The organism is Pauljensenia sp. C0170B5, assembly GCF_056590195.1.
This window is the reverse complement of sequence record NZ_JBWPVR010000003.1, coordinates 43,428-63,531: the sequence shown is the minus strand read 5'-3', so window position 1 is coordinate 63,531 and position 20,104 is coordinate 43,428. Positions and strand designations below refer to the sequence as shown.

Here is a 20,104-nt window from a genome sequence, read left to right as displayed (position 1 = left end):
CTTAGCGGCGATGCCAGCGCGGATCGACCGCACCCGTGCGGTGTTGCGTCGCCTGAGCTTCTGCCCAGATCTGCTGAGCCCGTGTCATGGTGCCCTTGGAGGAGACTTTGCCTGACAGGGACACGGTAATCTGAGAATCATCCCCCGCGCCGAGCAAGCCTGAGCCTCGCCAGGCGTGACAGATTGCAATTGCAAGGGCGTCAGCCGCGTCTGCTGGCTTCGGCGGAGTATCGAGGCGGAGGATGCGAGCCACCATGTGCTGCACCTGCGCTTTCCCGGCGGTGCCAGAACCGGTGATCGCTGCTTTGACTTCTGACGGTGTATGGACTGCCATTGGCAGACGTGCCTGCCCGACACATGACATGGCCACGCCCATCACCTGCATTGTGGTGGTTACTGACTGAAGGTTGTCCTGTGCGAAAACCCGTTCAATGGCCACCACTTCAGGCTGAAAGGTCTCAATGGTGTGCCGGATCTCCTGGGCAATGGATGCGAGGCGAAAATGGGTGGCCAGACTGGTTTTGGTTCTGGCCACGCCGACGTGAACCAGCGCCGCTGCGCGTGACGCATCAACATCCACCACTCCGATTCCGCATCGGGTGATGCCCGGGTCAATCCCCATTACGCGCATTGGTCAACCATCTGCACGAAGAGAGAATGGATCCGGTTGTCTCCCCCAATTTCAGGGTGGAATGATGTCGCAAGGCAGTGCTCGTTACGCAGTGCGACAATCGGCCCGTCAGCTTTGTTGTCGGCACGCGCCATGACGCGAACAGATTCTCCGACCGTATCGACCCATGGAGCGCGAATGAACAATGCCCGAAATGGCGTGTCAAATCCATCCACCTCCAGGTCTTCTTCATGGGAGTCGACCTGCCGGCCAAATGCGTTACGTCTGACAGTCATGTCCATTGCGCCCAATGCGATCTGGTCGCTGCGCCCGTCAAGAATAGTGCTGGCCAGCATAATCATGCCGGCACAAGTCCCCCACATCGGCATTTTCTGATCCACAGCCCCATGCAGCCCTTCGTCCATACCTGTGGCATGCATGAGGATAGACATGGCGGTTGACTCCCCACCGGGAATAACCAGGCCGTCGATCTGTGTCAACTGGTCAGGGTGGCGCACATACACAGCGCGGGCGCCGGATTCTTCCAGCGCCCGCACATGTTCTGAGATATCACCTTGAAGCGCGAGTACGCCTATGGTTCTCACGCTGGTGTCACCATCCGCGCTCAGCCAGGCGGTGATCAACCGGCAAATCGTCGACGTTGATGCCGACCATCGCTTCCCCCAGTCCGCGTGAGACTTCCGCAATGGTGTCAGGATCGTTGTAAGCCGCTGTTGCGCGCACAATCGCGCTCGCGCGCTTAGCCGGATCACCGGACTTGAAGATACCGGATCCAACGAAGACACCCTCGGCACCCAGCTGCATCATCATCGCGGCATCCGCAGGAGTGGCGATGCCGCCGGCGGTGAACAGGACGACAGGCAGGCGGCCTTCTCGTGCCACCTCTGCGACCAGTTCATACGGTGCCTGCAGTTCTTTCGCTGCCACATACAGCTCGTCTTCTGGCAGCGACGTCAGGTGCTGAATCTGGTCACGGATCTTGCGCATATGCGTCGTCGCGTTCGACACGTCACCGGTGCCGGCCTCGCCTTTGGAGCGGATCATGGCCGCGCCTTCACTGATGCGGCGCAGAGCCTCACCCAGGTTGGTCGCACCGCACACGAACGGCACGGTGAACTTCCACTTGTCAATGTGGTGCGAGTAGTCAGCCGGGGTCAGCACCTCGGATTCGTCAATGTAATCGACGCCGAGGGACTGGAGCACCTGCGCTTCCACGAAGTGTCCGATGCGGGCTTTGGCCATGACGGGGATGGAGACGGCGTCAATGATGCCGTCGATCAGATCCGGGTCTGACATGCGGGCCACGCCGCCCTGGGCGCGGATATCCGCGGGGACGCGTTCGAGTGCCATGACGGCCACGGCACCGGCGTCTTCAGCAACCTTCGCCTGCTCAGGGGTGACGACGTCCATAATGACGCCGCCTTTGAGCATTTGCGCCATTCCACGCTTGACGCGGTCAGTTCCGACCTGGCGTCCTTCGTCGGTGGGTGTGGCAGCAGAGGGATTTTCGCTCATTCCTCCTCCTGTTCGAGTTGAGCGCGAACTTCATCGCTCAGTGACATGTTGTGGTAGACGTTCTGCACGTCATCAGAATCTTCGAGGGCGTCCACGACACGCATAACCTTGGTGGCACCTTCAACGTCGAGTTCCACCTGTGTCGAGGCAACGAACTGCGCCTCAGCAGAGTTGTAGTCAATTCCTGCATCCTGCAGCGCGGTGCGCACCGCGACCACCTCGGTCGGCTCACAGGAAATGACGAAGACGTCTCCTTGCTGGGCGACATCTTCGGCACCTGCATCGAGTACGGCTTCCATGATGGAATCCTCATCCACACCGTCGGCCTCCGGCACCTCGACGATTCCGCGACGGGAAAAGAGGTAGGACACCGAGCCGGGGTCAGCCAGGTTGCCACCGGAACGGGTAAATGCCAGGCGTACATCTGATGCCGCGCGGTTGCGGTTATCGGTCAGACATTCGACCAGAATCGCAACACCTGCGGGACCGTAGCCTTCGTACATGATGGTTTCGTACTCAGCGCCACCGGCTTCTGCACCGGAGCCACGCTTGACAGCGCGATCAATGTTGTCGGCAGGAACGGAGTTCTTCTTCGCCTTCTGGATGGCGTCATACAGCGTGGGATTACCTGCGGGATCTCCTCCACCGGTGCGGGCTGCCACCTCAATGTTCTTGACGAGCCTGGCGAAGAGTTTTCCACGCTTGGCGTCGATGGCTGCTTTCTTATGCTTTGTGGTTGCCCACTTGGAGTGTCCGGACATGAATTCTCCCCTTGGGTATGGTCTAGTACGCGTATAGTGTAGCGCCCTGATCCCAGTACGGGCGCCTGGTGCACAGTATGAGAACCGTTGAGGTAAGTGTTTTCACACTTTCGTCACGCTGGTTCGCGAAAAACTTCCATTTCGCACGAGTTCTCGGCCAGCTGCGACCAATTGCCCTCGAAAGTGAGGACGACGGCGGTACCCGTGGGAACACCCCAACGGACTTTTTCCTTACAGGATCGGCGTGCCCCCAGCGATGCCGCCATTGCTGAAATAGCTGGCTCGTGGCCGACCATCATGACTGAGGTGACTGACGCGGGCAGGCTCCGCGCCTTGTCGAGCAGACTGTCAGCGCCGGCCAGATACAGTTCGTCATCAACTGAGGTGGTGCGCACCTCGATCGATGTGTGGAGCTGCGCCGCCGTTTCCTGTGTACGCACGGCGGGCGATGTCAGTGACAGATCAACGTGGTCAATCAGGCGTGAGACTCGTCGTCCCAGTCGCCGAGCCTGCTCAACACCTTCTGGAGTCAGCGGCCTTTGACGGTCACCGGAGCTGCTCGAACCGGCAGCAGCGTGACGTACCAGGATAAGCGTTCGTGTCGTCATAGTATCTACAATAGCGAGGATCGAGGAGGGATTGGATGGCACTGGCACCCGGGCCAGAGGATTTGGCGTGTTCAGCACGCGGATGCAGCCGTAAGGCTGAGGTTGCGATCATCTGGTCAAATCCGGCCATTCACACTGGCCGATCCAAGACATGGCTGGCGTGTCGTGATCATCGCGACTCGCTCCAGCAATACCTGGCCTACCGGGATTTTCCCACCCGTGTCGTCCCAATTGACGAGGTCGACTCTTAGCGTCCGACCACGTTAACCTGCAGTTTCTAGGTAAGTGTGACCAGGTCCAGGTACGACTCATCCCACAGATCCTCATCGGCGTCAGGCAGCACCAGCACGCGGTCCGGGTTGAGCGCCTCGACCGCGCCGGGATCGTGCGTGACCAGGACGACGGCGCCCTCATAGGTGCGCAGCGCGTTGAGAATCTCCTCGCGAGAGGCTGGATCAAGGTTGTTCGTCGGCTCATCCAACAGCAGCACATTTGCTGCAGAGACGACCAGCGTCGCAAGGGCCAGGCGCGTCTTCTCTCCGCCGGATAGTACGCGCGCCGGCTTATCGATGTCGTCCTCGCCAAACAGGAACTGCCCCAGCACGTTGCGAACGTGCGTGGCGTCCAGGTCAGGAGCTGCGTGCGCCATGTTGTCATACACCGTGGCGTCCATGTCCAGGAAGTCGTGTTCCTGGGCGTAGTAGCCAAGTTTGAGGCCATGCCCACTGATGACTTGCCCCAGATCAGGCTCTTCCACGCCGGCCAGCAGGCGCAGCAGCGTCGTCTTACCAGCACCGTTCAGACCCAGGATCACCACACGCGAGCCGCGGTCAATTGCCAGATCCACACCAGTGAAAACTTCCAACGAGCCGTAGGATTTCGACAGGCCCTCTCCTGACAGTGGCACGCGTCCGCATGGCGCAGGTTCGGGGAAACGCAAACGCGCAACCTTTTCATGCTGGATTTCCTGACCAGCCTGCTCAATCAGTTCATCGGCGCGGCGCAGCATCTGCTGTGCCGCAACAGCCTTCGTTGCCTTCGCGCGCATCTTTTCGCCCTGCGCACGCAGCTGTTCGGCTTTCTTGAGCGCGTTGGCGCGTTCGCGGCGGTGACGGCGTTCATCCTCGTCGCGTTGACGCAGGTAGGCAGACCATCCGAGGTGGTAGACATCCAGTGCCGTGCGGTTCGCGTCCAGATAGAACACGGAGTTGACCGTGTCATCCAGCAATTTGACGTCGTGGCTGATCACCATGAATCCGCCGGAGTATGCGCGCAGCCAATCGCGCAGCCACAGGATTGAATCGTGATCAAGGTGGTTGGTCGGCTCATCCAGCAGCAAAATATCAGCCTCTGAGAAAAGCACCCGAGCCAGTTCGACGCGGCGTCGCTGACCACCGGACAACGTGTCGAGGCTTTGCTCCAACACGCGATCGTCTAATCCCAGTGAATGAGCGATCTGCGATGCCTGAGCATTGGCAGCCCACCCTCCGGCATTCGTGAAACGCTGGTCGAGCTTGACGTAACGCTCCATCGCCCGCTGTTGGCGCTCCCCTTCCAGGGTGGACATTTCATGCTCAGCTTTGCGGATCTTCTCTATGAGGGTGTCGATACCTCGAACGGAGATGATGCGCTCACGCCCCGTCATCTTCTGGTCGCCAATGTGGGTGTCCTGTGCCAGGTATCCGATGGTGCCGCTGCGACGCACGTGCCCAGTAAACTCAGCGGCACCGTGATCGCTCTCCCCTGCTAAGAGGCGCATCATGGTGGTCTTGCCGGCACCGTTTCTGCCAACCAAACCGATACGCATCCCGCGGTCAATCCTGAAGGTGGCGTTCGAGATCAGTACGCGTGCACCGATCCGAAGCGAAAAGTCCTGCACAGAAATCACCTATCGAGTCTAAGCGGTGTCAGAACAACTCGGGAGGATTGACTTCCATTCTCACAGGTGCCAGCTTGTGGGCTGAGCGGTGCTGCCGCACCTGTGTCAGCTGGTCAAGCAGCGTATTTGTGTGCGAAATCGGCGTGCGGACAAGAGTACGGATGTGCTGGTCGGGCTCATGTTCCGGCATGGCGAGGGAGAGCTGGGCACTATCAGCTGCACGGCGTGTGGGCGCCTGTTCGATCGGAACTGTGCCGAGCAGCTCCACATCTGAAAGACTTGCCACAATCGCGTGAACGTCAGGTGCAGGCCCGTCGAGGGCAACGATTGTCGTAAAGGGGAAGAATCCTACAGAACGACGTTCTGCCAGCTGATCGGCAGCAACTCTGACCGGATCCCACCGCACGAGGGCCTGACCCAGTGTCGGATCTGACAGACCGACAACGATGGCAGGGTGTGCGGGCGCTACACGTGACAATGCTCCGAACCAGCGGCGCATGGCTTCCTCATATGCCCACAGTTCAGGGCGTGCGGCTGTTGTATCGGCATCGAGGATAACGGCTGCCTCATAGCCGCCATCGAGGGTAGGTTCTGCGCCGGGTGTTGCCACCACGATTCGTGAATCTGTCGGACGCAGTGTGTCGATCCGATGGTCTGCAGAAGAGACCACCAGTGGCAATCCCGGTAAAGCTCGAGCCAGTTCCTCTGCCGTGCGTTCAGAGCCGATCTGGCGTGCGCGCACCGCGTGCGCTGCGCAATGCGGGCACGTGAACGCCGACGCATCCCACTGACACCATTGGCACACAATCTGGCGATCGCCTCGCATCGCCAATGGGCCGTGGCATCTTTGACATCGCGCCGTCCGATGACACTGTGCGCAAGCAATAACCGGCACATAGCCGCGTCGTGGCACCTGAATCAGGACATGCCCGCTCTGCGCACTTTCCCGGATAAAGCGCTGCACGCTGGTCGGAATATTACCTGCCGATGGGCCTTCCCTAGCCGCGTCAAAGTCATCGAGGACACGTACGCGCGGCGCATGTTCGCGCAGCGCGTGGCGCAGCGGTGTGAGCGGCACTGCCCATGAGGAATTGACCAGCATATGCGATTTCACCGACCGTGCCAGGCTTGCGCTGAGCAGGTCGACCCCTTCCAGGTGGGCACGCGCGATCGCAACATCGAGCGCGCTTGCGCGTGGAGACCGCTCCTCGGTTAAACGGTCATCACCGTCATCCCACACGATGATTGCTCCCAGATCCTTCACTGGTGTCCACACAGCTGATCGTGTTCCCACCAGGATGGTCAGTTCTCCGGCTAGTGCGCGCAGATGAACGGCAAATCGATGAGCTGCCGAATCATCCGACCCGACCGTCTCAACACAGTCGGTACCGACGATCAGGGCGATCTGCGCAGCGATTCGATCCACCTGTTCACGCGTGGCGGCCACCACGATGACAGGGGCGCGCGCCGAGCGGATTGCCACAACGGTTGCCAGCTGGCGTATCCAGTCATGAGGCACGACCTGCCAGACGATCCGCCCTGGCGCAGTCGGGTCCCCCTCGTACCACGACAGGAATTCCGTATCCATTGAGATTGGCGAGGGCGCCGCGCAGTCTCGGTGTGCAGCGAGGACGTTTTTTTCACTGCGTGCATGCCGCGCCGGGATCGCCAGTGAGAGCACCTGTGAGGTGGTCGCCAGATGTTTATGCGCAATGTAGCGCGCCAGTGTCAGCGTGGATTCGTTGAGCACCGGAGTGCGTGAAACAACGGACTGGATGGGTGACAGGGCGCGGTGCTGCGGTACGGTCTCCCGACCCACAACCCACCCTCGTTGGCGTGTACCGGCCAATGCAACGCGCACGGTGCAACCGACAGTTACTGCAGAGTCAAGTTCGGGTGGGACGGCGTAGTCAAGCGGATGATCGAGGTGCGCCAAGTCGACGTCGACCAGAACGTGCGCGACAGTCAGTGGGTCACGGGAATCCTCACGCGGCGGTGGTTCGAAGCCCGGCAGGTATGACTCCATTGCGTCTCACGCAATGAGCTCCGGGCTGTACTTAAGGACGATCAGTGCGGCGATGATGACAAGGATACCGCCCGTGATCCACCAGTCCGTGCCCGAGGCTATGAGGGAGCGAATGCTGGCACTTGAGGGCAGCGTTTCGCGGACCAGGCAGATACGCGTCATGGTGGCGAAGATCAGCAGTGATGACACGAACACCACCAGGCACCACGGGCACAATACCTGGATGACAACGTAGGACTGGTAGAACAGCCATAGTGCGCTAGCCAGACCGCCGGCGGCGAGGACTTCCGCGCCGATGAGGAACAGACGTGACAGGCGCGAGCCGCTGAGAAGGGCGCATGCGATAGTGAACACAGCTGCGCCAAAGGCGATTCCGAAAAATGCGTTGGGGAATCCCAGGACGCGGGCCTGCGGTGTCAATGCGACTGCCGAGCATGACAGTGCATCGCTGACATCGCATCCGAAGCGGCTGTTCTGGTCACCTGCAAGGATCCAGGCTTCCACGGACAGGACGAATGAGGCGATCAGGGCTAGAGCCGACATAATGGCCAGCACCACGGCGCTTCGCATCATCCACGCACGCGAGGGAGCATGGTCGAGATCGAAATCGTCCTGGTCCGCCATAGTCTTAGCCTTTCAGTGCTGCGCGCAGATCCTCTATGCGGGTCACGTCTTCCCACGGGAATCCCGGTCGCCCGAAGTGGCCGTACACTGAGGTCTCCTTGTAGATCGGGCGCAAGAGATCGAGGTCCTCGATCATACCTGCTGGGCGCAGGTCGAACACGTCGGTGATTGCGCGCGCGATGGTCGCATCGTCTACCTGCCCCGTATCGAAGGTGTCGACGTACAGACCTACCGGGTGTGCGCGGCCGATGGCGTAAGCCACCTGAACTTCGCAGCGTTTCGCGATGCCTGTTGCAACGATGTGCTTGGCAATCCAGCGCAGCGTGTAGGAAGCTGAGCGGTCAACTTTCGATGGATCCTTACCTGAGAACGCGCCACCTCCGTGCCGCGCCATTCCGCCGTAGGTATCGACGATGATCTTGCGTCCAGTCAGGCCTGCGTCGGCAGCTGGTCCGCCGTACACGAACCGTCCCGATGGATTCACGAGGATTTCGGCGTCTTTCCAGGACACGTTGAGACCTGATTCGTCCAGCACTGGTTCGATGACATGGCGGCGCACTTGCCGAGTCAGGTCTGCCAATGTGAGTGCCTCGTCGTGCTGGGTGGACACAACGATCGTCTCGATACTGACGGGCGTGTGGTTCTCGTCGTATCCGAAGGTCACCTGCGTCTTGCCATCAGGGCGCAGACCGTCGATGGTGCCGTCGTGTCGAACCTGTGCGAGGCGATGAGACAGCTTGTGTGCCGTCCAGATCGGGGCAGGCATCAGATCCGGTGTCTCATCGGATGCATATCCGAACATGAGGCCTTGGTCGCCGGCGCCCTGAAGTTCGCGAGGGTCAGCTGTATCAGCCCCTTCACGTGCTTCAAGAGAACGTTCCACTCCCCCGGCAATGTCCGGGCTCTGCTGGCCGATCGACACGGAGACACCGCAAGAGGCGCCGTCGAATCCAATTCGCGACGAGGTGTATCCGATGCGGCAGATTTCCTCGCGAACGATCTGCGGAATTTCCACGTAGGCGCGGTCCGTGGTTACTTCACCCATGACATGCACCTGGCCGGTGGTGGCGAAAACCTCGATCGCGGCACGTGCATGTGGGTCTTGTTCGAGCAATGCATCAAGGATTGAATCCGCGATGCGGTCACAGACTTTGTCTGGATGACCTTCAGTTACTGATTCCGAAGTAAAAAGTCGAAGCGATGTCACCGGGTTATCTTACCTATCCTCTGTGCGACCTCATCGATGATGCCGGCCGCAATTGTTACCTTCGATCCGCTGACTGTTTTCACGGGCTGTCCCTCGCGATCAACCAGCACGACCTGAGATTCCACGTCACCGAATCCCTGTCCGTTCCCTACGGCGTTAATAGCCAGCAGGTCGGCTGCCTTTCGCCGAGCTTTGTCGGCACCACGCTCGAGCACAACCTGAGGCGAGCCGGTTTCGGCGGCAAAGCCGACAAGCACCGGTGGACGCTGGGGCGAGTGGGCAACCGACGCCAGAATGTCGGTGGTGCGTTCAAGCTCGATGGCAGGCGCATCCTGAGTCGACGGATCTTTCTTGATCTTGTCGTCGGCAACGTGGATGGGTCTGAAATCTGCCACCGCAGCTGCCATGATCGCAATGTCCGTTGTCGCGATGCGGTCAGTGACTGCCTGATACATCTCAGCGGCTGTCGGGGCCGGGATGACGGTAATTCCGTGCGGAATCAGGTGATCGTCGATGTTGGCGGCAACCAGGGTCACGTCTGCCCCGCGTCGACGCGCTTCAGCTGCCAATGCGCATCCTTGCCGGCCGGATGAGCGATTGCCAATAAAACGGACGGGATCGATCGGTTCCTGGGTACCGCCAGCCGTAATGAGGACGCTGCGCCCGGCAAGGTCCCCCTCGTGCGGCTCGAGAGCTTCAAGGACGCGTTCCGTGATGATGAGCGGATCAGGCAGACGGCCTGTGCCGCTGTCTCCTGAGCTCAGCGGACCGTCATCCGGTTCGATAATGATCATGCCACGCGTGCGCAGTGTCTGGATGTTGTCCTGAGTTGCGGCGTTAGTCCACATCGCACTGTGCATGGCGGGTGCCAGAATGACAGGCGTATCGCGATGCGCAGCCAGCACAACGGTGGTGAGCAGATCGTTTGCCATGCCCGCTGCCAGGCGTGCAATGAGATCTGCCGTGGCAGGTGCAATCACAATGGCCTGCGCGTGGCGGGCAATCTCGACGTGCTCGGTTGCTCCACCGTCAAATACGCTGGTTGTGACGGCCTGCCCACTGAGCGCATGCCACGTGGTATCACCGACAAAGTGGGTGGCAGCCTGAGTGGGGATGACTCTCACTGCATAATCGTGGTGCTGGAGTTCGCGTACTACGCGGGTCACCTTGTACGCAGCAATGCCGCCGCCAACTCCGACGACGACCAGTGGCTTCACGGTTAGGCCTCAGGCGCAGACTCGAGCGTCAGCTTGCCTTCGTTGATTTCGCGTAGTGCGATTGACAGCGGTTTATCGTCGGGGTCACTTTCCACTACGGGTCCGACGAACTGCACCATGTTCTGCTCGAGTTGGAGCTGGTAGGTGTTGATCTGCCGGGCGCGCTTTGCCGCGAAGATCACCAGCGCATACTTGGAGTCGACGTGGTTCAGAAGGTCGTCGATCGGCGGGTTGGTGATGCCTTCAGGCTGGGCAACAATTCCGGACATGGGACCTCTTCTCATGTAAATCTGGCTAATTAGCTTGTCCAGTCTACTCCAGCCCCATCAAGACGGCTAGGTCCGTCACGGCCTGGTCAAGGTCGTCATTGATCACAATTGCGTCGAATTCGTGAGCTGCGTCAAGTTCGGCTCGCGCGGTGGTCAGGCGCCGCTCCTGCTCCTCGAGCGTTTCGGTGCCGCGTTCAGTGAGGCGTCGTTTCAGTTCGTCCCACGAGGGAGGCGCCAGGAAGATGAAATGCGCTTGAGGCATGGAAGCACGAACCTGTCGTGCGCCTGCCACGTCAATTTCGAGCAGAACGCTCTTTCCTTCTGACAGCCATTGTTCAACCGGCTTGCGAGGAGTGCCATATCGATGTGCGCCGTGTACCAATGCCCATTCGAGCATCTGTCCGTCATTGACCAGGCGATCGAATTCGTCGTCGCTCACAAAGAAGTAGTGCGTGCCATTGATTTCACCTGGGCGCGGTGCACGGGTGGTGGCTGATACGGACAGTGCGATCTCGGGATGGCGGCTCAGGAGGGAGTGCACAACGGTTCCCTTACCGACCGCCGTCGGCCCAACCAGAACAGTAAGACGGGGCTCATGAAGTTTCATGAGCCCCATCTTGCCACGTCATCCGAATTTCTTGAGTAATTCTTCCCGTTGAACAGGTCCGAGACCTCGCACACGCCGAGTGGGCGCAATACCGATGTCTGCCATCAACTTTGCAGCGGTATTGGTTCCAACGCGCGGAAGAGACTCCAGTAGGGACGTCACCTTCATCTTTGCGACTGCCTCATCAGACTCAGCCAAGTCAAAAACTTCACTCAATGTCATGGATCGAGACTTCAGCGCGGTTTTAATTTCAGCACGCCTGCGCCTCGCCTGCGTGGCTTTCTCCAGTGCAGCTGATCGCTGTTCCGGAGTGAGTTTAGGTAGTGCCACGCCGCTCACCTCCCTTAATTGTGACATGTGTTACTCACGCTTTAAGTATGGCCCCAAAGCGCCACTTACGAGGGAATTCGAGGCGTGTCATCAACTCCGTGTCACTGGAACCTCAAAGAGTCACAGATCTCCTTCACGGCACCAACCAAACGGTCTTTTTCCGGACCGCAGCGTAAGATCTGCCTGGACGAAGACGCCAGCACTCGATCGACAGCACGTCCAAAAACATCTCTGACCTGTTCCGATCCGGCACCCTGCGCGCCAACTCCTGGAGACAGGATTGGACCTGTGAAATCCTCAATGTTGATGTGCAGGTCGGTTAACGCCGACTGAATCGTTGCTCCAATCACCAAACCAAACGGACCAATGTGTTGGAAATCACATTTTGTGTTGAGGGTGTTGACCTCGCTGATGATAAGCCCTGCAACGCTGTGAGCATTGTCCACCGTCGCATGCTGAATGCCGTGACCATCGGGATTCGATGTCAGGGCCAGTGTGAACACACCACGTCCGGATTGTTGTGCCTGCTCGTAGGCAGGTGCCAGCGCTCCGACACCCAGATACGGACTGACGGTCAGTGCATCGCCGGCAAGCGGTGACCCCTCCCCCAGATATGCTGCCGCATACGCATCCATCGTGGATCCGATGTCACCACGCTTCGCATCCACAATGCATACCGCATCCGTGTCGCCGCAGCGGGCGATCACTTCTTCCAGGACAGCTACGCCGGCAGAGCCGTACTGCTCGAACAGTGCACTTTGGGGTTTAAAGGCAGCAACATGATCGCCCAGGGCATCAACAACCCGCATCGAAAATTCGCGCACACCCTGCGCGCTGCGTTCCAGCCCCCACTGATCAAGCAGCGCCGGATGGGGATCAATGCCCACACACAGCGGGCCTCGCTGGCGCATCAGATCCCACAGACGATCACCAAAACCTGCTGTGCTCACTTGTCTTCACCACTCTCGTTTCCATGCGCACGCAACTCATCCCATCGCTGAAGTGAACACACGTCATATGTGCCACCCAAGCGCACGTCGATTGCCTGAACAGCGGCACTGAATGCCTGCAGCGTCGTGATGATCGTGCGGTTGTTTGCGGTTGCCCCTGCTCGAATCATGAAGCCATCCTGGCGATGCGCCGAACGCTGGGGCGTGTTCACCACCATGTCGACAAATCCGTCACGAATCAGGTCAATAATGGTCGGTTCCCCGTCGGGGCCAGGACCGTCAGAACCCTTGCGCACAATGTGCGCATCCACGCCGTTGCGCCTCAGAACTGAGGCAGTGCCTTCCGTTGCCAAGATGTGGAAACCCAATTCAGCCAGACGCACGACCGGCAGAATCATGGCACGCTTATCACCGTCAGCAACCGAAATAAACACTGTGCCATCCGTTGGCAACTCGCCGTACGCGCCAGTCTGAGACTTGGCGTAGGCTGCCGGGAAACGCCAGTCAATTCCCATCACTTCACCGGTCGACCGCATCTCCGGACCCAGAATTGTGTCCACTACCCCGCCGTCAGCGCGGCGGAATCGTGAGAACGGCAATACCGCTTCCTTCACGGCAATGGGAGCATTCATATTGATGATCCGAGAGTCAACAGCGGGCAGGACACCCTCGTCGACGAGCTGCCGGATCGATGCGCCGACCTGGATGCGGGCTGCCGCCTGCGCCAGCGGAACGCCTGTCGCCTTCGATGCAAACGGCACCGTACGCGAGGCACGCGGGTTGGCCTCGATCACGTACAGAACGTTCGACATGAGCGCGAACTGGACGTTGATCAGGCCGCGCACTCCGATCTGGCTGGCGAGTGCTTCCGTCGAAGCTGTAATGCGGGCAACTTCCCGCTCCGACAGTGACATGGGTGGCAGCACACACGCCGAATCGCCCGAGTGGACGCCCGCTTCCTCGATGTGTTCCATCACTGCGCCCATGAACAACTCGGTGCCGTCGTAGAGCGCATCAACGTCAATTTCAATGGCGTCGTCAAGGAACCGATCGATCAGGAGCGGACCTGAGGTGAACAGCTCGTCAATGTCGGGGCGGTCGAGGTAGGCGCGCAGGGCGTCCGCATCGTTAATGACCGCCATTCCGCGCCCGCCAAGCACGAACGAGGGGCGCACCAGGACCGGGTATCCAACCGCCTGCGCCACACCCAAAGCCTGCGCCGGCGTGTGCGCAATATCGTGGGCAGGTGCGGGCAGCTCCACCTCGCTGAGAATATGACCAAAGGCTTCGCGATCCTCCGCCAGCGCAATCGACGAGGGTGTAGTTCCCAGAATCGGCACACCTGCCGCTTCCAAGTCGGAGGCCAGTGACAGTGGCGTTTGTCCACCCAGCTGGACCAACACACCCTTAACGGGACCAGCCTCGCATTCTGCCCGGTAGATTTCAATGACGTCTTCCAGGGTCAGCGGCTCGAAATAGAGACGATCTGAGATGTCATAATCGGTCGACACAGTCTCTGGGTTGCAGTTGACCATAATCGTGTCGTAGGTATCCTGCAGTGCGAATGCTGCGTGCACACACGAGTAATCGAACTCAAGACCCTGACCAATTCGGTTCGGCCCAGCACCCAGAATCATCACTGCTTCGCGACTGCGTGGAGTAACTTCCGTTTCCTCATCGTAGGAGGAGTAATGGTACGGGGTGCGTGCCGCGAATTCGGCTGCGCACGTGTCGACTGTCTTGAACACCGGGTGGATGTTGAAGGCGTGGCGAACCTGGCGCACAGTTTCTTCGGTCAGGCTACGCAATACCGCGATCTGTCGATCCGAAAAGCCGTGCCGCTTGGCCGCGGTGAGCACGTCCGGAGTCAGCGCCGGCGCGTTCCTGACGCTGCGGGCGACCTCGTTGATCAGCATGATCTGGTCGATGAACCACGGGTCAATGCCGGTTGCTTCGCATACCTGTTCCAGGGTTGCACCCCCGCGCAGGGCTTGTTGGACCTGAACGAATCGGTGCTCGGTCGGGGTGGCGATGCGGGTGAGCAGGTCCTCGACATCTGCCGGTGTCGGATCGGCGCCGTCCCAGTGGAACTGTACGCCCGCCTTGTCGAGGGACCGTAGCGCCTTATTGAGGGCTTCGGTGAAGTTGCGCCCAATCGCCATTGCTTCGCCCACGGCCTTCATGGATGTCGTCAGCGTCTCATCGGCTTCAGGGAACTTCTCGAAAGTGAATCGTGGAACCTTCACCACCACGTAGTCCAACGTCGGTTCAAACGAGGCCGGCGTGGAGCCTGTAATGTCGTTGCGAATCTCATCGAGGGTGAAGCCAGTGGCCAAACGTGCCGCGATCTTCGCGATCGGGAAACCGGTTGCCTTGGAGGCCAGAGCTGAAGAGCGTGAGACGCGCGGATTCATCTCGATGACGATGATGCGCCCGCTCTGCGGGTGCACAGCGAACTGAATGTTGCAGCCACCCGTATCCACGCCGACTTCACGGATCACGGCGATCGCAATATCGCGCAGCCGCTGGAGTTCACGGTCGGTCAGGGTCAGAGCCGGAGCAACCGTGATCGAATCGCCGGTATGCACGCCCACAGGGTCAACATTTTCAATCGAACAGACAACCACCACGTTATCGGCGGCGTCGCGCATCAGTTCCAGCTCGTATTCTTTCCATCCCAGGATGGACTCTTCCAGCAGAACTTCGGTGGTCATGGACGCTTCGAGGCCTGCGCCAGCGATGCGGTCAAGGTCGTCGGGTGTGAACGCAATACCCGAACCCAGACCGCCCATGGTGAACGAGGGACGCACTACCAGCGGATAGCCGAGCTCTTCGGCAGCAGCATGGCAATCTTCCAGCGTGTGCGCAATGGTTGAGCGTGCAACTTCAGCTCCGCAGCGCGCCACGATTTCCTTGAACGTCTCACGGTTTTCACCAGCCTGGATCGCCTCGATGGAGGCGCCGATCAGTTCAACGCCGTAATGCTCGAGTACGCCTTTTTCTGCCAGTTCAACGGCGAGGTTGAGGGCGGTCTGGCCACCCAGGGTGGGCAGTAACGCATCGGGTCGTTCCTTTTCAATGATGGAGGTGACCACTTCGCAGGTCAACGGTTCCACATATGTCGCATCCGCCATCGCCGGATCGGTCATGATGGTTGCGGGGTTCGAGTTAACGAGGATGACCCGCAGGCCCTCTTCTTTCAGGACACGGCAGGCCTGCGTCCCGGAGTAGTCAAATTCGCATGCCTGACCGATGACGATCGGGCCTGAACCAATGACGAGGACGGATTTCAGATCAGTGCGCTGAGGCATCGGAAGCATCCTCCTTATCGTGGCTCAGCATGGAAAGAAACTGGTCGAAGAGGTGTTCCCCATCGTGGGGACCGGCCGCCGCCTCGGGGTGGAACTGGACGGAGAATGCTGGAATGTCGAGGGCGCGTAAGCCTTCCACCACTCGATCATTGAGGTCAATGTGGCTGACCTCAACTCGTCCGTACCGTCCCTTGTCGAAGGGAGCAACTACCGGCTCACCGACTGGCACGTCCACGGCGAAACCGTGGTTGTGGGAGGTAATCTCCACTCGTCCGCTGCGCTCATCGCGCACTGGCTGGTTGACCCCCCGGTGACCAAATTCCAGCTTGTAAGTGCCAAATCCCAGAGCTCGGCCGAAAAGCTGATGGCCAAAGCAGATGCCAAAGAAGGGAATCCCCTGGTCCAAGATGGCGCGGAGCACACCAATCTGGTGCTCGGCGGTTGAGGGGTCACCCGGACCGTTGGAGAAGAATACGCCGTCAGGTTCGAGTTCGAGGATCTCACCGGCGGTGATGTCCTGGGGCACGACGTAGACGTCAACACCCCGTGCCGCGAGCTGCTCGGGTGTACGTGATTTGATGCCCAGATCCACTGCCACGACGCGTTTGTGATTGTCGGCTCCGTCTTCTGCTGCCGGCACCACGTACGTGTGCGACGTTGACACCGCCTGTGAAAGCGATGAACCGGCCATGTGAGGCTGGTCCTGCACGATGCGTACCAGTGACTCACACACATACTCGCTCATGTACTCGGCACCTGCAGGCAGCGCGGTGCCGGAGAAGATCCCCCCGCGCATCGCACCGTGAGAGCGGATGTGGCGTGTAATGGCTCGCGTGTCGACATCTGCGATTCCGACGATGTCCTGGCGGATCAGTTCTTCTTCCAACTCTCCTGAGGCACGCCAGTTGGACGCGCGACGGGCCGGGTCACGCACCACGAATCCGGCGACCCAGATCTGTGAGGATTCGGAGTCCTCCGAATTGACGCCGGTATTGCCGATATGTGGGCTGGTCATGACGACAATCTGCTGATGATAGGACGGATCCGTCAATGTTTCCTGGTACCCCGTCATTGACGTGGCGAAGACGACTTCACCCAATGTGCGGCCACGCGCTCCCCACGCACGTCCACGGAAAATGCGCCCATCTTCGAGGACGAGCAAGGCCAGATCATCGTGTGTGGTCATTGTGCGGTCCCTTCTGCCGCCAAAGCACCGTCACGGACGGTGACCTTCCCGTTGAAGATCGTATGAATGATCCGACCTGTGACATCCATTCCGTCATACGGCGTGTTGACGGAGCGTGAATGCAAGTCAGAGCGGTTGACGCGCACACGCACGGTCGGATCGACCAGCGTGATATTCGCGGGGTTACCGACGGTGAGAGACAGCCCCTGATGGTCAACCAAGCCGATGCGCGCCGGGGTGCGTGACAGGACGCGGGCCACGTCGTGCCAGTCCATCAGTCCGGGCTTCACCATCGTTTCGATAATGATGGGCAGCGCCGTTTCCAGTCCAAGCATGCCGAATGCGCCGGCTTGCCATTCGCAGTCTTTTTCTTCCATGTTGTGCGGCGCATGATCCGTTGCGACGATGTCAATCGTGCCGTCGGCCAGGCCTTCACGCACCGCGTCCACATCTTCTCGTGAGCGCAGCGGCGGGTTGACTTTATAGATCGGATCGTAGGTGGCAGCCAGGTCCTCCGTCAGGAATAGGTGGTGCGGGGTCGCTTCGGCTGTCACATTGACACCCATGCGCTTACCCCAGCGGATCAGTTCCACCGATCCTTTGGTCGACACGTGACACACATGCAGGCGAGATCCCACGTGCTGAGCCAGCAGAATATCGCGCGCAATCACGGACTCTTCTGCCACTGCAGGCCAGCCGGTCATGCCCAGCTCACCGGACAGTTCTGACTCATTCATCTGGGAGCCCTCGGTCAGTCCAGGATCCTGCGCGTGCTGGGCGACTACTCCGCCAAAGGACTTGACGTATTCGAGAGCGCGGCGCATGAGCACCGGGTCCGACACGCACTTGCCGTCATCTGAAAAGACACGAACCTGAGCGCGCGAGTTCGCCATCGCGCCCAGTGCGGCCATGTGTTTGCCTTCAAGAGCTTTCGTGACGGCGCCGACGGGGCGTACCTCGGTCAATCCGATTTCCTGGCCCATCCACCAGATCTGTTCAACTGCCGATGCTGTGTCGGCTACGGGTAACGTGTTCGCCATGGCGTGCACGCAGGTGAAGCCGCCTGCCGCCGCAGCGCGGGAGGCTGATTCGACGGTTTCGGCGTCTTGTTTGCCTGGCTGACGCAGGTGCGTGTGGAGGTCTACCAGTCCGGGCAGTGCAATGAGCCCGTCTGCATCCAGCGTGTGTGCGTGGGCGCCATCGACGCGAGCCTGGTCGCCCTCGGCAATGATGACTCCGTCTTCGATGAGCAGGTCGGTCTGACCGTCTCCTTCGATGTTGAGTCCGGTGATGAGCAGTTGAGTGGGGTGATCAGTCACGGTGGGTTCCTTCCGGGGCAAGCAGCATGTACAGAGCCGCCATACGGACGCTCACGCCATTGGCAACTTGTTCAACAACAACGGATCGCGGCGAATCGGCCGCTTCTGCGCAGATTTCGAGGCCGCGGTTCATGGGGCCGGGGTGCATGATGATGCAGTGGTCGCTCAGACGCGCATAGCGGTGCACGTCCAGGCCGTAGGCATCGTGATATTCACCCGGTGACGGGAAGAATCCTCCACCGGCACCGCTCATGCGTTCACGCTGGACGCGCAACATCATGAGCGCATCGGGAGCCTCGTCGATCGCATGATCAAGATCGTAGTCAATGTCGCAGGCCCACTGCTCCACACCCATCGGCAGCAATGTGGGCGGTGCCACCAGGGTCACGTGCGCACCCAGCAGGCTCAGCAGGTCAACGTTGGAACGCGCCACACGCGAATGCAGAACATCGCCCACGATTGTCACGCGTGCGCCCGCCAGATCCGTGCCCGCAGGAACAGGGTTGACGGACGGGTCGCTCACGTCACGCTTGAAGTGGCGACGCAGCGTCATCGCATCGAGCAGCGCCTGGGTGGGATGCTGGTGAGTGCCATCGCCTGCGTTGATGACGGGCAGGTCGATCCAGCCCGCGTGAGCGAGGCGGTGAGCCGCGCCCGATGAGGGGTGCCGGATCACGACGGCATCTGCGCCCATTGCCTGCAGCGTCAAGGCCGTATCTTTGAGGGTTTCACCTTTGGCGACCGATGATCCTTTGGACTGGAAGGTGATGACATCGGCGGACAGGCGTTTCGCAGCCGTCTCAAACGACCAGCGTGTGCGCGTGGAGTCTTCGAAGAACAGGTCAACGACGGTGCGTCCCAACAGTGTCGGCAATTTCTTGACTCGCTGGGACTGCGTGGCCGCCATTGCTTCGGCAGTGTCGAGGATGTCGATGGCATCTTCGCGGGTCAGGTCGCGAATACTGAGCAGGTGCGAGAAAGTCATCAGCTGTGTCCTCCCAGAATGACGGCGTCTTTCCCATCGGTTTCAGTCAGGAGAATCTTGACTGTTTCCTCACGCGAGGTCGGCAGGTTCTTGCCGACAAAGTCGGGGCGGATTGGCAGCTCACGGTGTCCGCGATCGACGAGGATGGCCAGTTGTACAGAATCTGCACGTCCCAGTGATCCAAGGGCATCCAGCGCCGCTTTGATCGTGCGTCCGGTATACAGCACGTCATCGACGAGGACAACCACGCGCGCATCGATCCCGCCGGCAGGGATACTGCTCGGGTGGGGTGTGCGGATGGGATGACGATGGAGGTCATCGCGGAACATGGTGGTGTCAATGATCGCCAGATCGGCTTGCTCGCCAGAGACTTCCTTGATCCGTTCAATGAGGCGGCGGGCGAGGTATTCACCGCGTGTAGGAATTCCCGCAATGACAAGGCCACGTGCACCCTTGTTGCGTTCGATGATCTCGTAGGCGATTCGGGTCAGGGAACGAGCGATGTCATCACCTCCCAGGACTTCTTTGCCCCGGGCATCTCGCTCGGTTGATTGTGGATATGACTGGCCCACAGTGGACCTCCCTTCCCCGCCTCACAGGACGGACCTTAAAGGTTGATCGTTCCGGTTTTTAGAGTACCGCACTCGCGCGTCTGTCGGCGGGCGCGCCGAGGTGACAT

The 20,104-nt window shown here is 59.9% G+C and carries 20 protein-coding genes; 1 reads left to right on the top strand and 19 read right to left on the bottom strand.

Annotated features, from left to right (window positions below):
* Position 1: 1 nt before the first annotated feature.
* From ruvC to AC1EJZ_RS05440, 5 genes are all read right to left on the bottom strand, one after another.
* The gene (ruvC, locus tag AC1EJZ_RS05460; protein ID WP_058236777.1) at positions 2-631 is read right to left on the bottom strand and encodes a crossover junction endodeoxyribonuclease RuvC; all 630 of its coding nucleotides are present in this window, start codon (positions 629-631) and stop codon (positions 2-4) included.
* Positions 622-1,215 carry a pyridoxal 5'-phosphate synthase glutaminase subunit PdxT gene (gene pdxT / locus AC1EJZ_RS05455; protein ID WP_058236913.1) on the bottom strand — a complete coding sequence of 198 codons (594 nt, stop codon included), beginning with the start codon at positions 1,213-1,215 and terminating at the stop codon, positions 622-624. The genes ruvC and pdxT overlap by 10 nt, the downstream gene beginning before the upstream one ends.
* Before the next feature lie 7 nt (positions 1,216-1,222).
* Positions 1,223-2,146, bottom strand: coding sequence for a pyridoxal 5'-phosphate synthase lyase subunit PdxS (pdxS, locus tag AC1EJZ_RS05450; RefSeq protein WP_058236778.1), 924 nt, complete (start codon positions 2,144-2,146; stop codon positions 1,223-1,225).
* Positions 2,143-2,907: a YebC/PmpR family DNA-binding transcriptional regulator gene (locus AC1EJZ_RS05445; protein WP_058236779.1), complete on the bottom strand. Its 765-nt coding sequence runs from the start codon at positions 2,905-2,907 to the stop codon at positions 2,143-2,145. Before AC1EJZ_RS05445 ends, pdxS begins: the two co-directional genes overlap by 4 nt.
* Positions 2,908-3,020: 113 nt before the next feature.
* Positions 3,021-3,515, bottom strand: coding sequence for a SixA phosphatase family protein (locus tag AC1EJZ_RS05440; RefSeq protein WP_070727411.1), 495 nt, complete (start codon positions 3,513-3,515; stop codon positions 3,021-3,023).
* Between the two features lie 35 nt (positions 3,516-3,550).
* Between AC1EJZ_RS05440 and AC1EJZ_RS05435 the strand changes: the two genes are divergently transcribed.
* Positions 3,551-3,766 carry a hypothetical protein gene (locus AC1EJZ_RS05435; protein ID WP_285014035.1) on the top strand — a complete coding sequence of 72 codons (216 nt, stop codon included), beginning with the start codon at positions 3,551-3,553 and terminating at the stop codon, positions 3,764-3,766.
* 26 nt (positions 3,767-3,792) lie between these two features.
* On the opposite strand, the gene AC1EJZ_RS05430 is transcribed toward AC1EJZ_RS05435, so the two are convergent.
* From AC1EJZ_RS05430 to pyrR, 14 genes are all read right to left on the bottom strand, one after another.
* Entirely contained in the window at positions 3,793-5,403 is a 1,611-nt protein-coding gene (locus AC1EJZ_RS05430) for an ABC-F family ATP-binding cassette domain-containing protein (protein WP_480294128.1), read from the bottom strand.
* 19 nt (positions 5,404-5,422) lie between these two features.
* Positions 5,423-7,420, bottom strand: coding sequence for a primosomal protein N' family DNA-binding protein (locus tag AC1EJZ_RS05425; protein WP_480294127.1), 1,998 nt, complete (start codon positions 7,418-7,420; stop codon positions 5,423-5,425).
* 6 nt (positions 7,421-7,426) lie between these two features.
* The gene (locus AC1EJZ_RS05420) at positions 7,427-8,044 is read right to left on the bottom strand and encodes a vitamin K epoxide reductase family protein (RefSeq protein ID WP_480294126.1); all 618 of its coding nucleotides are present in this window, start codon (positions 8,042-8,044) and stop codon (positions 7,427-7,429) included.
* Positions 8,045-8,048: 4 nt separating this feature from the next.
* Entirely contained in the window at positions 8,049-9,251 is a 1,203-nt protein-coding gene (gene metK, locus AC1EJZ_RS05415) for a methionine adenosyltransferase (protein WP_058236785.1), read from the bottom strand.
* Positions 9,248-10,468, bottom strand: coding sequence for a bifunctional phosphopantothenoylcysteine decarboxylase/phosphopantothenate--cysteine ligase CoaBC (gene coaBC / locus AC1EJZ_RS05410; protein ID WP_480289940.1), 1,221 nt, complete (start codon positions 10,466-10,468; stop codon positions 9,248-9,250). The genes metK and coaBC overlap by 4 nt, the downstream gene beginning before the upstream one ends.
* 2 nt (positions 10,469-10,470) lie before the next feature.
* A complete protein-coding gene (gene rpoZ / locus AC1EJZ_RS05405; protein ID WP_058236787.1) occupies positions 10,471-10,737 on the bottom strand; it encodes a DNA-directed RNA polymerase subunit omega in 267 nt (88 codons plus the stop codon).
* Positions 10,738-10,780: 43 nt separating this feature from the next.
* Positions 10,781-11,353: a guanylate kinase gene (gene gmk, locus AC1EJZ_RS05400; protein WP_082628524.1), complete on the bottom strand. Its 573-nt coding sequence runs from the start codon at positions 11,351-11,353 to the stop codon at positions 10,781-10,783.
* A gap of 9 nt (positions 11,354-11,362) precedes the next feature.
* Positions 11,363-11,674 (bottom strand): integration host factor, actinobacterial type, encoded by a 312-nt coding sequence (gene mihF / locus AC1EJZ_RS05395; RefSeq protein ID WP_058236788.1) that lies wholly within the window; start codon positions 11,672-11,674, stop codon positions 11,363-11,365.
* A 101-nt stretch (positions 11,675-11,775) separates the two neighbouring features.
* Positions 11,776-12,585, bottom strand: a complete 810-nt coding sequence (pyrF, locus tag AC1EJZ_RS05390) for an orotidine-5'-phosphate decarboxylase (protein ID WP_480294286.1) — start codon at positions 12,583-12,585, stop codon at positions 11,776-11,778.
* 35 nt (positions 12,586-12,620) lie between these two features.
* The gene (gene carB, locus AC1EJZ_RS05385) at positions 12,621-15,935 is read right to left on the bottom strand and encodes a carbamoyl-phosphate synthase large subunit (protein WP_480294123.1); all 3,315 of its coding nucleotides are present in this window, start codon (positions 15,933-15,935) and stop codon (positions 12,621-12,623) included.
* The gene (gene carA / locus AC1EJZ_RS05380; RefSeq protein ID WP_070727314.1) at positions 15,919-17,121 is read right to left on the bottom strand and encodes a glutamine-hydrolyzing carbamoyl-phosphate synthase small subunit; all 1,203 of its coding nucleotides are present in this window, start codon (positions 17,119-17,121) and stop codon (positions 15,919-15,921) included. The genes carB and carA overlap by 17 nt, the downstream gene beginning before the upstream one ends.
* A complete protein-coding gene (locus AC1EJZ_RS05375) occupies positions 17,118-18,440 on the bottom strand; it encodes a dihydroorotase (RefSeq protein WP_070727318.1) in 1,323 nt (440 codons plus the stop codon). The genes carA and AC1EJZ_RS05375 overlap by 4 nt, the downstream gene beginning before the upstream one ends.
* Entirely contained in the window at positions 18,433-19,425 is a 993-nt protein-coding gene (locus AC1EJZ_RS05370; protein WP_058236793.1) for an aspartate carbamoyltransferase catalytic subunit, read from the bottom strand. Before AC1EJZ_RS05370 ends, AC1EJZ_RS05375 begins: the two co-directional genes overlap by 8 nt.
* Positions 19,425-19,997 (bottom strand): bifunctional pyr operon transcriptional regulator/uracil phosphoribosyltransferase PyrR, encoded by a 573-nt coding sequence (gene pyrR / locus AC1EJZ_RS05365; RefSeq protein WP_070727319.1) that lies wholly within the window; start codon positions 19,995-19,997, stop codon positions 19,425-19,427. The genes AC1EJZ_RS05370 and pyrR overlap by 1 nt, the downstream gene beginning before the upstream one ends.
* Positions 19,998-20,104 lie beyond the last annotated feature (107 nt).